The following is a 13,655-nucleotide window of genomic DNA, read 5'->3' as shown; positions in this document are numbered from 1 at the left end:
GGGACTCATCCGCGGGACGGCGCCCAGGTCGGGTCCCTGGCGGCTGTGGAGCTCGGTGGCCACGACACCGGGCACAGGACCTGGCCACGGACCACGGTGCCCCGGCTCACCGGGTGTCGCTCGTCCGGGGGGCGGTGCCGGCCCCACCAGCCCGGCCCGGCCGGGGGCGGGTGCACAGGCCCCGCCGTTCGGGGTCCTCACAACGCCCCACCCGGTGATCAGCGGTCCGCGCGCAGATCCTCCGTCCGCGTGCGTCCGGACGCGCGCGAGGGGCGGATCTCCGCGCGAACCCGCAATCAACGAGGGGTGAGGTCGGCGAGGCGGTCGGTGTCGTCGCCGCCGGGTGGCCCGGGGGCACGGAACCGGGTGGTCGACCCGGCGCAGCGCCAGGGCCCCGGGCCGCGGGTACGCCCAGCACGACGACGCCGGTGAGCAGGCCGACGTCGTGGCATCGCCGGACCTCGCGGAACGTCGCGCTCGCCACCGACAGTTCCTCGGAGCCGGGCGGCGACGGCGGGCGTCGCGAGGTCGGGACCGCGAGGCCGCGACTCGACCACCAGCGTCGCGGCCTCGCGGTCCCGGTCCGGTTGCTGCGCGCGCTCGACGGCGTCGAGCAGCAACCGGCTGCCCTCGGGCACCTCCCCAGCCGGACCGGGGTTTCCGGCCTCCCTCCGGCCGGACCGGCCCGTGCGAGTGGGCCGTGACCGCGGTGTCGAGCTGCAGGACGCGGGCGAGCAGTGGCGACCTGGGCCTACGGTTTGGTGTCGCGTCCCTTCTCCAGCCGCACGTGGTGGTCGATGCCGATGCCCGCCGGCGTCGCCACCGCCTCGCGGTGGAGCCCGGGGGTGCGCCGGGTGCCGGTGCCGGACAGCCCGACATCGTCGGGGATGACGAGCGCCCGCGGCGGCTGCAGGTGGGTGCTCGCCCCAGTGGGTCCGGCCACGGGCGCACCCCAGGACGCCTGCGTCCCCCGGGCCGCGAGGGCGGCGGCCAGCCGGGCCGCGGCGCGGTCCAGGGTGACGCTGCGGTCGGCCCGGCCCCGCCGGGTGCCGGTGAGCACCGCCGCCGCGACCGTCTCCCCGCCCTCCTCCACCGGGACGGCGACGGCGCGGATCGCCGGGTCCGCCAGCCCGTCGCTGCGGGCCAGCCGGGTACGGACGATCTCCGGTCGCTCGGCGAGGTAGGCCGCGACCGCCGGCGGGTCGTCGACCCCGGCCAGCCCGCGGGCGGACTCCTCGGTATCGCCCAGGGCCAGCAGCAGCCGTCCCGCCGCGGTGCGCAGCGGCGGGCGGGGCCGGTGGACGTCCGTCACCCGTTGCAGCCGGTCGGGGGCCCGAGGACCGGCGTGGTCGACGTAGCGCACCTGCCCGCCGACCAGCACGGCGAGCGCCACGGGGGCCCGGGCGGCGAGGCTGAGCGCGTCGAGATCGGTGTGCGTGAGCGCGGTCGGCGGGCCCACCCCGGCGAGCAGTCCCAGCACGTACGGCCGGTGACCCAGGACGTGGCCGCGCCCCCGCAGCCGTACCCAGCCGGTGGCCCGCAGCTCGCGCAGCAGGTCCGCGGTGGAGCTGAGCGGCAGGTCGAGCGCGCGGGCCACCGCGGTCACCGACGGGGGTGTCGCAGCGGTCGCGACCAGCTCCAGGATGCGGTCGGCCCGGCCGACCGCGCGGGCGGAGGCGACGGGTCCGGACACCCGACTGAGCTACGGATATACGGAGGTCGTGGAGAGTCCCGCCGTCCCGTCGCAGGCTGGAGCCATGACCACGACGACCCCGCCCGCACGGTTCCCCTCCGCCGCCGATACGGCGGCGACCTTGCTGCCGGACGCTCCCCCGGTGCGTTCGACGCTGCGGGTGACCGGCTCGGATCCGCTCACGCCGTCGGTGCACCGTCTCGCCGACGCGATGTCCGCGGCGGTCGGGGCGTTCGGGCTGCAGGTCGCGGGGCTCGCCGAGGACTCCGGCGGCGCACCCCGCGAGATCCGGGTGCGGGCGGCCGACGCGATCGACACCCTGCGCGCCCCGTTCCTCACCACCCTCGGCGGGGTCGACGTGCAGTCCGTCGCCGAGGACCCGACCGCGCTGGCCAACAACGGCTTCGTCCGCACCACCGACGGGTGGATCTTCCTGATCACCACCTACCCGCACCAGCGCGACGCCGTCTGCCGGGTGCTGGACTGCCCGCCGCTGCGGCCGCGGATCGCCGAGGAGGCCGCCCGGTGGCGCGCGGTCGACCTGGAGGACGCGGTGTGCGCGGCGGGCGGGGTGGCCGCGGCCGTCCGGAGTGCCGACCGGTGGGCCGCGCACCCGGCGGGCCGCCACCTGGCCGGGCGCCCGGTCGTCGAGGTGGAGCGGATCGGCGACGCGGCGCCGGAGCCGGTCCCGGACCGGCCGCGGGTGCTCGACGACACCCACGTCATCGCCGGGCCGGTCGCGGCCAAGCTGCTCGGCACGTTCGGCGCGGACGTCCTGCACGTGTCCCGCCCGGACCTGCCCGACCCGCTCGCGATGGTCGCGCTGACCGGCGGCGGGAAGCGCAACGCCTGGCTGGACCTGCGGGACCCGGCGCAGGCGGCGACGCTGCGCGACCTGGTGGGCGGGGCGGACGTGTTCGTCAACGCCTACCGGGGCACCGCCGCCCGGGGCTTCGGACCGGAGGACCTGGCGGCGCTCCGGCCCGGGATCGTCGCCCTGGACCTGCACTGCTGGGGCGCCGACGGGCCGTGGGCCGCGCGCGGCGGGTTCGACCAGCTGGCCTGCTCCGCGACCGGCTTCGCGGTCGAGGAGGGCCGGGACGGCACCCCGTCGCTACCGCCGACGCACCTGCTCAACGACTACCTCGCCGCCTGGCTCGGTGCCGCCGGGGTGCTCGCGGCGCTGCGCCGGCGCGCCGTCGAGGGCGGCTCGTGGCGGGTGCGGGTCACCCTCGCCGGGGTCTGCACCTGGGTCCGGGGGCTCGGGATGTTCACCGCGGCGGAGGTCGCGGACCTCCCCCGGCCCGGTACGGCGACCATCGCCACGCACGCCGTCGACGGGCCGATGGGCCGGCTCGTCGAACCCGTGCTCCCGCTGGAGTTCGACGGCCGGCCCGCGCCGCTGCCCGGCCCGCCTCAGCTGCTGGGGACCGCCGCCGCCACCTGGTGACCGGCCGGCGCCCAGCCGATCGCCGGGGCGACCCGCTCGGCGATCGAGCGCAGCAGGTGCGCGTTGTACTCGACACCGAGCTGGTTGGGCACGGTGAACAGCACGTAGTCCGCCTCCCGCACCGCGGCGTCCTCGGCGAGCTCGGCGGCGATCCGGTCCGGGTCACCGACGTAGCTGCGGCCGAACCGGGACCGGGCGCCGTCGAGGATCCCGACCTGGTCGTCCTCGCCGCGCTCACCGAAGTAGCGGCGGTCGAGGTCGGTCGTGACCGGGATGACGCTGCGCGACACCGACACCAGCGGGGTGCGCTCGTGCCCGGCGGCGGCCCAGGCCTCGCGGTAGCGCAGGATCTGCTCGGCCTGCAGCCGGTCGAACGACTCGCCGGTGTCCTCGGTGAGCAGCGTCGAGCTCTGCAGGTTCATGCCCTGGGTCGCGGCCCACTCGGCGGTGGCCCGGGTGCCCGCGCCCCACCAGATCCGGTCGCCGAGGCCCGGGGACTGCGGCTGCACCGGCAGCGCGACGTGCCGCCCGCGGGTGCGGGACGGGTCGGCGGGCGCCACCCCGGCACCGCGGATCGCGGCGAGAAACACCTCGGCCTTGGCGCGGGCGGCGTCGGCGTGGGTCTGCCCGTCGGCGGGCCGGTACCCGAAGGCCTCGGCACCGTTCAGCGCGATCTCGGGCGACCCCCGGCTCACGCCGAGCTGCAGCCGCCCGCCGGAGAGCAGGTCGGTCGCGGCGGCCTCCTCGGCCATGTAGAGCGGGTTCTCGTAGCGCATGTCGATCACGCCGGTGCCCATCTCGATCCGGCTGGTGGTCGCCGCGATCGCTGCGAGCAGCGGGAACGGCGCGGCCAGCTGGCGCTCGAAGTGGTGCACGCGCACGAAGGCGCCGTCGATGCCGATGTCCTCCGCGGCGCGCGCCAGCTCCACGGTCTGGCGCAGCGCGTCGGCGGCGGTGGGGGTCCGGGACCCGGGGACCTCCCCGTGGTGCCCGAACGACAGGAACCCGATCTTCGTCATGCCCTCTGCAACAGAAGTTGAGGGCTCAACATTCCGTCAGAGGGCGCCCTTGGTGGACGGCACGCCGGTGACCCGCGGGTCGGGCTCGGTCGCGGCCCGCAGCGCGCGGGCGACGGCCTTGAACTCGGCCTCGGTGATGTGGTGCGGGTCGCGGCCGTCGAGCACCCGGACGTGCAGGGCGAGGTGCCCGTGGAAGGCCAGGGACTCGAACACGTGCTTGTTCAGCACGGTCGGGTAGTGCCCGCCGACGACGAAGCCGCGCATCATCTCCGGCTCGCCGGTGCACACGGTGTAGGGGCGGCCGGAGACGTCGACGACGGCCTGGGCCAGCGCCTCGTCCATCGGGATCCAGGCGTCGCCGAAGCGGCGGATGCCCTTCTTGTCCCCCAGCGCCTGGCGGATCGCCTGCCCCAGCACGATCGCGACGTCCTCCACGGTGTGGTGGGAGTCGATCTCGATGTCGCCCTCGGCGTGCACGGACAGGTCGAAGCTGCCGTGCTTGCCGAACGCGTCGAGCATGTGGTCGAAGAACGGGACCTTGGTGGCGATGTCGGTGCGCCCGGTGCCGTCGAGGTCGATCTCGACGACGATCCGGGTCTCCTTGGTGACGCGTTCGACGCGTCCGATGCGGCTCACCTTGTCGGTCGTCACAACAGCTCCTTGGTGGCGAGGTCGGTGGCGGCGGCGAGGAAGGCGTCGTTCTCCTCCGGCGTGCCCACGGTGACCCGCAGCCGCTCGGGGATGCCGACGTCGCGGATCAGCACGCCCTGGTCGAGGAACCCCTTCCAGGCGCGGCCGGCGTCGGCGAAGCGTCCGAAGAGGATGAAGTTGGCGTCGGAGGCGACGACGTCGTAGCCGGCGGCGGCCAGCTCGCCGGAGATCCGGTCGCGCTCGGCGGCGAGCAGCGCCACCGAGCCGAGGGTGGCCTCGGCGTGGCGGAGCGCGGCCCGCGCGGCGGCCTGCGACAGCACCGACAGGTGGTACGGCAGCCGCACGAGCTGGAGTGCGTCGATCACCGCGGGCGCGGCGGCGAGGTAGCCCAGCCGACCGCCGGCGAAGGCGAACGCCTTGCTCATCGTGCGGGAGACCACGAGCTTGTGGCCGTGCGTCGCCAGCAGGGTCGTGGCGCTCGGGCGGCCGGTGGCCTCGGCGAACTCGGCGTAGGCCTCGTCGACGACGACCATCCCGGGGGCGGCGTCGACCAGCCGGGCCAGGTCGTCCGGGGCGATCGACTGCCCGGTCGGGTTGTTCGGGCTGGTCACGAACGTGACGTCCGGGGCCTTCCCGGCCAGGACGGTGACGGCGGCGTCGACGTCGAGGGTGAAGTCGTCGCGGCGCGGCACCGGGACGAACTCGGTCTGCGTACCGGAGGCGAGGATCGGGTGCATCGAGTAGCTGGGCACGAAGCCGAGCGCGGTGCGGCCGGGACCGCCGAAGGTCTGCAGGATCTGCTGGAGGATCTCGTTGGACCCGTTCGCGGCCCACAGGTTCGCCGTGGTCAGCTCGACCCCGGTCTGCCGGGACAGGTAGGCGGCGAGGTCGCCCCGCAGCGCGACGAGGTCGCGGTCGGGGTACCGGTGCAGCTCACGGGCCGCCTCCTCCACCGAGGCCGCGACGTCGGCGACCAGCTCGGGCGGCGGCGGGTACGGGTTCTCGTTGGTGTTGAGCCGCACCGCGACGTCGAGCTGCGGCGCGCCGTAGGGGCTCTTCCCGCGCAGGTCCTCGCGCAGCGGCAGGTCCGCGAGCCGGACCGTCGAACCGGCGGTCACGCCCCGGCCCCCTCGAACCGGGCGGTCACGGCCTCGCCGTGGGCGGGCAGGTCCTCGGCGTTCGCCAGGGTCACGACCCGGCCGGCGACCTCGGCCAGCGCCGCGCGGCCGTAGTCGACGACGTGGATACCGCGCAGGAACGTCGCCGTCGACAGCCCGCCGGAGTGTCGCGCGCAGCCCCCGGTCGGGAGCACGTGGTTCGACCCGGCGCAGTAGTCGCCCAGCGACACCGGCGACCAGGCCCCGACGAAGATCGCGCCCGCGTTGCGGACCTTCGCCGCGTCGCCCGCGGAGTCGGCGGTCTGGATCTCCAGGTGCTCGGCGGCGTAGGCGTCGACGACGGCGACCCCGTCGGCGGTCGAGGACACCAGGATGACCCCGGACTGCGGCCCGGTCAGCGCGGTGCGCACCCGCTCGGTGTGCTTGGTCGCGCCGACCCGGGTCTCCAGCTCGGCCTCGACCCGCTCCACCAGCGCGTCGGAGGTCGTGACCAGCACCGATGCGGCGTTCGGGTCGTGTTCGGCCTGCGAGACGAGGTCCGCGGCGACGTGCGCGGCGTCCGCGGTGTCGTCGGCGAGGATCGCGATCTCGGTGGTGCCGGCCTCGGCGTCGATCCCGACCAGGCCGCGCAGCATCCGCTTGGCCGCGGTGACGTAGACGTTGCCGGGGCCGGTGACCATGTCGACCGGCTCCAGCTCGGCGCCGTCGGTGTCGGTGCCGCCGTAGGCCAGCAGCGCGACGCACTGGGCGCCGCCGACGGCCCACACCTCGTCGACGCCGAGCAGCGCGGCCGCCGCCAGGATCGTCGGGTGCGGGCGTCCGCCGAACTCCGCCTGCGCCGGGGAGGCGACGACCAGCGACTCCACGCCGGCCGCCTGCGCCGGGACCACGTTCATGACCACGCTCGACGGGTAGACCGCCAGCCCGCCCGGGGCGTAGAGCCCGACCCGGCGGACCGGGACGAACCGCTCGGTGACGGTGCCGCCGGGGACGACCTGGGTGACCACGTCGGGCCTGCGCTGCTCGGCGTGCACGATCCGGGCGCGCTCGATCGAGGTCTCCAGCGCCGCGCGCACGTCCGGGTCGAGGTCGCGCAGGGCGGCGGAGATCGCCTCGGCCGGGACGCGCACGGTCGCCGGACGGACCCGGTCGAAGCGCTCGGTGGCGTCCAGCGCGGCGGCGGCGCCGCGGTCGCGCACGTCCTCCACCAGCGGGCGGGCACGCTCCAGAGCGGCGTCGATGTCCAGCTCGGCGCGCGGCATCATGCCGCGCAGGGTGGCCGGACGGGGCAGCGGTTCGGCTCGCAGGTCGAGGCGGCGGAGCATGACCCCAGGGTACGGCGGGGGTCCGACACGGTCCCATCCCGGCGGGGTGAGCCACGTCCTCGCCGTCGGTGGGCCGTGGCAGTCTCCGCGGCGTGACCCGCCACGTGAGCGACGCCGAACGCCGGGCCCGGCTGGTGACCCGGCACCGGCTCGCCCCGCACACCCGCACCGACGACGTCGTCGCGATCAGCGACGACCTGGTCGCGCTGCACTCCACCGACCCGGTCACGGTGTACCTGTCGGCGGCCGCGCGGATGGCGGCCCCGTCGCTCGCCCCGGTCGACGCCGCGCTGCACACCGACCGCACGCTGCTGCGCCACCACGCGATGCGCCGCACGCTCTGGGTGTTCGGCCACGCCCACGCCGCGCTCGCCCACCACGCCGCCACCGTCGACGTCGCCGCCGTCCAGCGCCGCGAACTGCTGCGCCAGGCCGCCGCGGCCGGCCACGCCGACCCCGGGGCGTGGTACGCCGAGGCCGCCGGGCAGGTCCTGGAGGTCCTCGCCGAACGGGGTCCCACCGCCGCCCGCGACGTCGCCCGCGCACTGCCCGAGCTCGCCACGCAGCGGCTCGTCCTGCCCGGTGGGGGCCCGCAGCCCGCCCACACCCGGGTGCTGCTGGTGCTCGGGTTCGAGGGCCGGGTGCTGCGGACCCGGCCGATCGGGACGTGGATCAACGGCCAGTACCGATGGGCCGCGGCCGACGCCTGGGTCCCCGGCGGGATCGGCCCCGCCCCCGGCCCGGACGGTGACGCCCGTCGCGTCGCCGCGGCCGGGCTGGCCCGCGCCCAGCTGCGGGCGTTCGGGCCGGTCCGCCGCGACGACCTGCGGTGGTGGGCGGGCTGGACCGTCGCCACCACCACGACGGCGCTGGCCGACGTCGGCGCGGTCGAGGTGACCCTCGACGGCGGGGGCACCGGGTTCCTGCTCCCCGACGACCTGGACCCGGTCCCCGACCCCGGGCCGTCGGTGGCGCTGCTGCCGAGCCTCGACCCGTCGACGATGGGCTGGAAGGCCCGCGACTGGTACCTGCCCGCCGAGGTGGCACCGGAGCTGTTCGACCGCAACGGCAACGGCGGGCCGACGGTCTGGGTGGACGGGCGGATCGTCGGGACCTGGGTGCAGCGCCCGGACGGCGGGATCGCGACCCTGCTGCTCACGCCGGTCGCGGACCGGGCGCGGACCGAGGTGGCGGCCGCGGCGCGACGGCTGCGCGAGTTCCTCGGCGACGCCCGGTTCTCCGCCCGCTTCCCCGCCCCCGCCCAGCCCCGGCTGCTCGCCTGAGGGTGCCCGGCCCGAGGTGGCACGCCGCGGACCCCTCCGTGACGGGGCCCGGGCGTGCCGGCCGGCCGTGCTCACCCCAGGTCGAGCCCCAGGTCCAGCGCGGTCACCGAGTGGGTCAGCCCGCCGACGGCGAGGAAGTCCACGCCGGTGGCCGCGTAGTCCCGGGCGCTGCCCGGTGCCAGCCCGCCGGAGGACTCCAGCAGCGTCGCCCGGTCCCCGCGCCGCCGTACCGCCTCGGCCGTCTCCGCGACGGTGAAGTTGTCCAGCAGCACCAGCTCGGCGGCGAGCTCCAGGACCTCGTCGAGCTGGTCGAGCGAGTCGACCTCCACCTCGCACGGCAGGTCCGGGGCGAGCGCGCGGGCCGCGGCCAGCGCCGCGGACACCGACCCGGCCGCCGCGACGTGGTTGTCCTTGATCAGCACCGCGTCGCCCAGCCCGAGCCGGTGGTTCACCCCGCCGCCGCACCGCACGGCGTACTTCTCCAGCAGCCGCAGGCCCGGCAGCGTCTTGCGGGTGTCCCGGATCCGGGCCCCGGTGCCGTCGACGGCGTCCACCCAGGCGCGGGTGGCCGTAGCGATCCCGGACAGGTGCGTGAGCAGGTTCAGCGCCGTGCGCTCGGCGGTGAGCAGTCCGCGGACCGGGGCCCGCACCGTGAGCGCCGGGGTCCCGGCGGTGAGCCGGTCACCGTCGGCGGCCCCGGCGAGCACCGCGTACCCGCCCGCGCCCAGCACCTCGTCGAGCACGGCGCGGGCGGCCGGGAGCCCGGCGAGCACCCCGTCGGCCCGCGGGGTGAACGACGCGGTCGCCACGGCCCCGGCGGGCACGGTCGCCGCCGTCGTCGCGTCCGGGCCGTACCGCAGGTCCTCCTCCAGCGCGGTGCGCACGACGCGCAGCAGGTCGTCGGGGTCGGGGACGCCGACCTCGGTGACCCCGCCGACCCCGGCGGCGACGGTGCTCATGCGACACCCGCCAGCGTCTCGCCGGCCACGACGACCGGCCGTCCCGTGGCGTCGACCCGCACCCGCAGCGACGAGCGCTGGTAGGTGTCGTCCCGGTCCGGGAAGTCGGTGCGCACGTGGCAGCCGCGGGTCTCCCGGCGGGTACCGGCCGCGGCCAGCACGGCCTGGGCGACCAGGGTGAGCGCGGCGTCCTCGACCGCGGCGCGGCCGGCCGGGACCGCGGTGGCGGTGACGGCCTCGATCGCGTCCGACGCCCCGGCGAGCCCGGCGGCGTCGCGGCCGATCCCGGCGCTCACCGACATCGCCCGCTGCACCACGGCGCGGTCGGCCACCGGCAGCGCCGGGACCGTCGCGGCCGGGGTCGGCACCCCGGTCGGGCCCGCGTCGGCGAGCACCGCGCGGACCACCCGCTCCCCCACGACCAGTCCCTCCAGCAGCGAGTTCGACGCCAGCCGGTTCGCCCCGTGCAGCCCCGTCCGGGCGACCTCGCCCGCGGCGTAGAGGCCCGGCACCCCGGTCCGCCCGGACGTGTCGGTGACGACGCCGCCACAGGCGTAGTGCGCGGCGGGGGTCACCGGGATCGGCTCGGTCAGCGGGTCGATCCCGGCGGCCCGGCAGGACGCGTACACGGTCGGGAACCGTGCGGCGAACCCGTCGAGCGCGGTGGCGTCGAGCCAGGCGCACGCGCTGCCGGTCTCGGCCATCCGGCGGGTGATCGCCGCGGCGACGACGTCGCGCGGGGCGAGGTCGGCCCGCGGGTGGACCCCGGCCATGAACGCGGTGCCGGCCCGGTCGCGCAGGACCGCGCCCTCGCCGCGGACGGCCTCGGTCACCAGCGGGCGGCGCCCGGCGGTGCCGCTGCCGGGCCCGGTCCACAGCACGGTCGGGTGGAACTGCACGAACTCCAGGTCCGCGGCGACCGCACCGGCGCGCAGGGCGAGCGCGACGCCGTCGCCGGTGGAGGTGCCCGGGTTGGTGGTGGAGGCGTAGAGCTGGCCGTAGCCGCCGGTCGCGAGCAGCACCGCGGGCGCGGACAGCACCCCGGCGCGACCGTGGGCGTCGAGCACCGTGAGGCCGGCGACCCGGCCGGCGTCACGCAGCACCTCGGCGGCGACGTGCCCGTCGAGCACGGTGAGCTGCGCCGAGCGGGTGGCGGCGACCAGGGCGCGCTCGATCTCCGCGCCGGTCGCGTCACCCCCGGCGTGGACCACCCGGTACGCCGAGTGGCCACCCTCCCGGGTCCGCGCGGGGCGGTCCCCGCTCCGGTCGAACAGGGCGCCGCGGCCGCACAGCCTGCGCACCGCGTCCGGTCCGGCGCGCACGATCGTCCCGACCGCGGCGACGTCGTTCAGCCCGCCGCCCGCGGCGACCGTGTCGGCGACGTGGGAGTCGAGCGAGTCCCCCGCGACGTCGCCGAGCACGACGGCCACCCCGCCCTGCGCCCAGCGGGTGGAGCCCTCGCCGATGCCGTCCTTTGTGACCACCACGACGCGCAGCCCGGCCGCGGCCGCGTCGAGCGCGGCGGTCAGCCCGGCCACCCCGGACCCGACGACGACCAGGTCGGCTCCGGCCTCCCAGCTCACCCCCCGCGCCGTCACTCCCCACCTCCCGGCTGACCGATCTCGATCATCCGCTGCACGGCGGCGCGGCCGCGCGCGGCGAGGTCGGGGTCGACGTGGACCTCGTCGGTGCCCTCGCGGACCGACCGCAGCAGCGCCTCGGCGGTGATCATCTTCATGTAGGGGCAGGACGCGTTCTCGTTCACCGCGCGGAACGCGATCTCCGGGGCGGCCAGGCGCAGCTGGTGCAGCATCCCGACCTCGGTCGCGACGAGCACCTCCGTCGCGCCGGTGGCGCGGGCGGCGTCGATCATGCCGCCGGTGGAGAGGATCCTGACCTGCTCGGCGGGCACCGCGCCGGTGCCCGCCAGGTAGAGCGCCGAGGTCGCGCAGCCGCACTCGGGGTGCACGAACAGGTCGGCGCCGGGGTGGGCCGCGGCCCGCTCGGTGAGCTGCTTGCCGTTGATGCCGGCGTGCACGTGGCACTCCCCGGCCCAGACGTGCATGTTCTCCCGCTCCAGGGTGCGCCGGACGTGCGCGCCGAGGAACTGGTCGGGCAGGAAGAGCACCTCGCGGTCACGCGGGATCGAGTCGACGACCTCGACGGCGTTGGAGGAGGTGCAGCAGATGTCGGTCTCGGCCTTCACCGCGGCGGTGGTGTTGACGTAGGAGACGACGACGGCGCCCGGGTGCTCGGCCTTCCACTCCCGCAGCTGGTCGGCGGTGATCGAGTCGGCCAGCGAGCAGCCGGCCCGCGCGTCGGGGATCAGCACGGTCTTGTCCGGGCTGAGGATCTTGGCGGTCTCGGCCATGAAGTGCACGCCGCAGAACACGATCGTCGACGCCTGGGACTCGGCCGCGATCCGGGACAGCGCGAGCGAGTCCCCCACGTGGTCGGCGACGTCCTGGATCTCGGGCAGCTGGTAGTTGTGCGCCAGCAGGACCGCGTCCCGCTCGCGGGCCAGCGCACGCACCTCGTCGGCCCAGCCGGGGTCGGTCCCCGTGCCGCCGGGTGCCGTCAGCGTTCCGGTCATTGCGCCCTCCCGGGCCGTGTCGGGTTTTCGCCTAGCGGGCGGAAACTGAGCGGATGGTAGCACCGGTCGCGCGCCACCGGCACCTCCGTCGTGACCGGGACCTCACCCGACGGACACCCCGCCGTCACGTCCCGGTGCCGCGGCCGGTCCGCCCTAGGCTGGCCCCGTGACACCGCCACCCGCCCTGCACGAGGTCCTCGCCGTCGTGCTCAGGATCCGGGATGGCCGGGCGGGCGCCCTGCTCTGGCAGCGGGCCCTGGACCCGGACGCCGGACGCTGGGCGCTGCCCGGCGGCACCCTGGGCCCCGACGAGGACGTCGAGACCTCCGTGCGCCGCCAGCTTGCCGAGAAGGTCGACGTCCGCGAGGTCGCCCACGTCGAGCAGCTGTCGGTCTTCTCCGACCCGGCCCGGGTGTCCGGGGAGCGCCGCATCGCCACCGCGTTCCTCGGCCTGGTCCCCTCCGACGCGGACCCCGAGCTGCCCGGGGACACGGCGTGGCACGACGTCGAGGACCTGCCCGCGACCGCGTTCGACCACGCCGCGATCGTCGCGGCGGGGCGGGACCGCCTGCGCGCCAAGCTCTCCTACACCAACCTCGGGTTCGCGCTCGCCCCCGCGGAGTTCACGATCTCGACCCTGCGCGAGCACTACGTGGCCGCGCTGGGCCACGAGGTCTCGGCGACGAACCTGCAGCGCGTCCTCACCCGTCGCGGCCTGCTGGAGCCCACCGGGGAGGTCGTCCCGTCGGGCCGTTCCGGCGGCCGCCCGGCCGCGGTCTTCCGGTTCACCGACCGCGGGATGCGGGTCACCGACGCGTTCGCCGTGCTCCGGCCACCTGCGCGACCCGGCGGGCCCCGCGACGGCGTACTACCGTGAGCCGGTGTCCGCCATGCTCCCGCTGTTCCCGCTGGGGACGGTGCTGATGCCGGGTGCGGCGCTTCCCCTCCACATCTTCGAGCCCCGCTACCGCCAGCTCACCGTCGACCTGCTCACCGGTGCCGTCCACGACCGCGAGTTCGGTGTCGTCGCGGTGCGCGAGGGCCATTCGCCGGACCGTTCCGGGGCCGCCGGGATGCACGCCGTCGGCTGCACCGCGGTGCTCATCGACGCCCGCCGGCTGCCCGACGGCCGCTACGACGTCGTCACCCGCGGGGCCCGCCGCTTCCGGCTGCTCGACCTCGACGCGGGCTCGCACTCCTACCTCTGCGGCGAGGTCGAGTTCCTGCCCGACGACACCGGCGACGAGGCCGACCCGCGGCTGGTGGCGATGCTGGAGCGGTCCGCCCGCGCGGCGCACCGCGAGTACTGCGACACCGCGTGGCGGACCGGTGACTGGTCCGAGCCCGCCGACGACACCCCCACCGCCGACCTCGCGCACCTGCTGGCCGGGGACTGCCTGCTGCCCCTGGGCGACCGCCAGCTCCTGCTGGAGCAGACCAGCGCGGTGCAGCGGCTCCGGGAGATCCGCAGGCTGCTCGCCCGCGAGCGCGGCCTGCTGGAGACCCTGCGGGCGGTGCCCGCGCCGCTCGGGTCGTTCCCCGACGAGCACAGCCCGAACTGAGC

12 protein-coding genes are annotated in these 13,655 nt (G+C 76.5%); 4 read left to right on the top strand and 8 right to left on the bottom strand.

Going from position 1 to position 13,655, the window contains the following annotated elements; all coding sequences use genetic code 11:
* Positions 1-751: 751 nt before the first annotated feature.
* Positions 752-1,693, bottom strand: coding sequence for a helix-turn-helix domain-containing protein (locus MTO91_RS10500; RefSeq protein WP_476654395.1), 942 nt, complete (start codon positions 1,691-1,693; stop codon positions 752-754).
* 64 nt (positions 1,694-1,757) lie between these two features.
* On the opposite strand from MTO91_RS10500, the gene MTO91_RS10495 reads away from it, so the two are divergent.
* The gene (locus MTO91_RS10495; RefSeq protein ID WP_476654394.1) at positions 1,758-3,143 is read left to right on the top strand and encodes a CoA transferase; all 1,386 of its coding nucleotides are present in this window, start codon (positions 1,758-1,760) and stop codon (positions 3,141-3,143) included.
* Here the strand turns inward: MTO91_RS10495 and MTO91_RS10490 are convergent.
* Genes MTO91_RS10490 through hisD form a run of 4 tightly spaced genes read right to left on the bottom strand, consistent with a single transcriptional unit; the run spans position 3,110 to position 7,256 of the window.
* The gene (locus MTO91_RS10490) at positions 3,110-4,162 is read right to left on the bottom strand and encodes an LLM class flavin-dependent oxidoreductase (RefSeq protein WP_178375225.1); all 1,053 of its coding nucleotides are present in this window, start codon (positions 4,160-4,162) and stop codon (positions 3,110-3,112) included. The genes MTO91_RS10495 and MTO91_RS10490 overlap by 34 nt on opposite strands.
* Positions 4,163-4,198: 36 nt before the next feature.
* Positions 4,199-4,798, bottom strand: coding sequence for an imidazoleglycerol-phosphate dehydratase HisB (hisB, locus tag MTO91_RS10485; RefSeq protein WP_062404576.1), 600 nt, complete (start codon positions 4,796-4,798; stop codon positions 4,199-4,201).
* 11 nt (positions 4,799-4,809) lie between these two features.
* Positions 4,810-5,931 (bottom strand): histidinol-phosphate transaminase, encoded by a 1,122-nt coding sequence (locus tag MTO91_RS10480; RefSeq protein WP_346109024.1) that lies wholly within the window; start codon positions 5,929-5,931, stop codon positions 4,810-4,812.
* Positions 5,928-7,256, bottom strand: a complete 1,329-nt coding sequence (gene hisD, locus MTO91_RS10475) for a histidinol dehydrogenase (protein WP_476654393.1) — start codon at positions 7,254-7,256, stop codon at positions 5,928-5,930. The genes MTO91_RS10480 and hisD overlap by 4 nt, the downstream gene beginning before the upstream one ends.
* 92 nt (positions 7,257-7,348) lie before the next feature.
* Between hisD and MTO91_RS10470 the strand changes: the two genes are divergently transcribed.
* Positions 7,349-8,539 carry a winged helix DNA-binding domain-containing protein gene (locus MTO91_RS10470; RefSeq protein WP_476654392.1) on the top strand — a complete coding sequence of 397 codons (1,191 nt, stop codon included), beginning with the start codon at positions 7,349-7,351 and terminating at the stop codon, positions 8,537-8,539.
* A 71-nt stretch (positions 8,540-8,610) separates the two neighbouring features.
* Here MTO91_RS10470 and nadC read toward each other — a convergent pair whose 3' ends face one another.
* Genes nadC through nadA form a run of 3 tightly spaced genes read right to left on the bottom strand, consistent with a single transcriptional unit; the run spans position 8,611 to position 12,091 of the window.
* Positions 8,611-9,498: a carboxylating nicotinate-nucleotide diphosphorylase gene (gene nadC, locus MTO91_RS10465; RefSeq protein WP_405417928.1), complete on the bottom strand. Its 888-nt coding sequence runs from the start codon at positions 9,496-9,498 to the stop codon at positions 8,611-8,613.
* Positions 9,495-11,096 (bottom strand): L-aspartate oxidase, encoded by a 1,602-nt coding sequence (locus MTO91_RS10460; RefSeq protein ID WP_476654391.1) that lies wholly within the window; start codon positions 11,094-11,096, stop codon positions 9,495-9,497. The genes nadC and MTO91_RS10460 overlap by 4 nt, the downstream gene beginning before the upstream one ends.
* Positions 11,093-12,091 carry a quinolinate synthase NadA gene (gene nadA / locus MTO91_RS10455; protein ID WP_062402227.1) on the bottom strand — a complete coding sequence of 333 codons (999 nt, stop codon included), beginning with the start codon at positions 12,089-12,091 and terminating at the stop codon, positions 11,093-11,095. The genes MTO91_RS10460 and nadA overlap by 4 nt, the downstream gene beginning before the upstream one ends.
* A 166-nt stretch (positions 12,092-12,257) precedes the next feature.
* Here nadA and MTO91_RS10450 point away from each other — a divergent pair, with 166 nt between their 5' ends.
* Together MTO91_RS10450 and MTO91_RS10445 are read left to right on the top strand one after the other, a co-directional pair.
* A complete protein-coding gene (locus tag MTO91_RS10450) occupies positions 12,258-12,968 on the top strand; it encodes an NUDIX hydrolase (protein WP_476654390.1) in 711 nt (236 codons plus the stop codon).
* 13 nt (positions 12,969-12,981) lie between these two features.
* Positions 12,982-13,653 carry an LON peptidase substrate-binding domain-containing protein gene (locus tag MTO91_RS10445; RefSeq protein WP_405421879.1) on the top strand — a complete coding sequence of 224 codons (672 nt, stop codon included), beginning with the start codon at positions 12,982-12,984 and terminating at the stop codon, positions 13,651-13,653.
* The last annotated feature ends 2 nt before the right edge of the window (positions 13,654-13,655 follow it).

The organism is Pseudonocardia sp. 2-7 (assembly GCF_056341085.1).
This window is presented reverse-complemented; position numbering and strand designations above follow the sequence as displayed.

Bases quoted from the DNA above. Each gene is read 5' to 3' on its own strand.
- MTO91_RS10495 (WP_476654394.1), top strand. From the start codon at position 1,758: ATGACCACGACGACCCCGCCCGCACGGTTCCCCTCCGCCGCCGATACG.
- MTO91_RS10490 (WP_178375225.1), bottom strand. From the start codon at position 4,162: ATGACGAAGATCGGGTTCCTGTCGTTCGGGCACCACGGGGAGGTCCCC.
- hisD (WP_476654393.1), bottom strand. From the start codon at position 7,256: ATGCTCCGCCGCCTCGACCTGCGAGCCGAACCGCTGCCCCGTCCGGCC.
- nadC (WP_405417928.1), bottom strand. From the start codon at position 9,498: ATGAGCACCGTCGCCGCCGGGGTCGGCGGGGTCACCGAGGTCGGCGTC.
- nadA (WP_062402227.1), bottom strand. From the start codon at position 12,091: ATGACCGGAACGCTGACGGCACCCGGCGGCACGGGGACCGACCCCGGC.
- MTO91_RS10445 (WP_405421879.1), top strand. From the start codon at position 12,982: ATGCTCCCGCTGTTCCCGCTGGGGACGGTGCTGATGCCGGGTGCGGCG.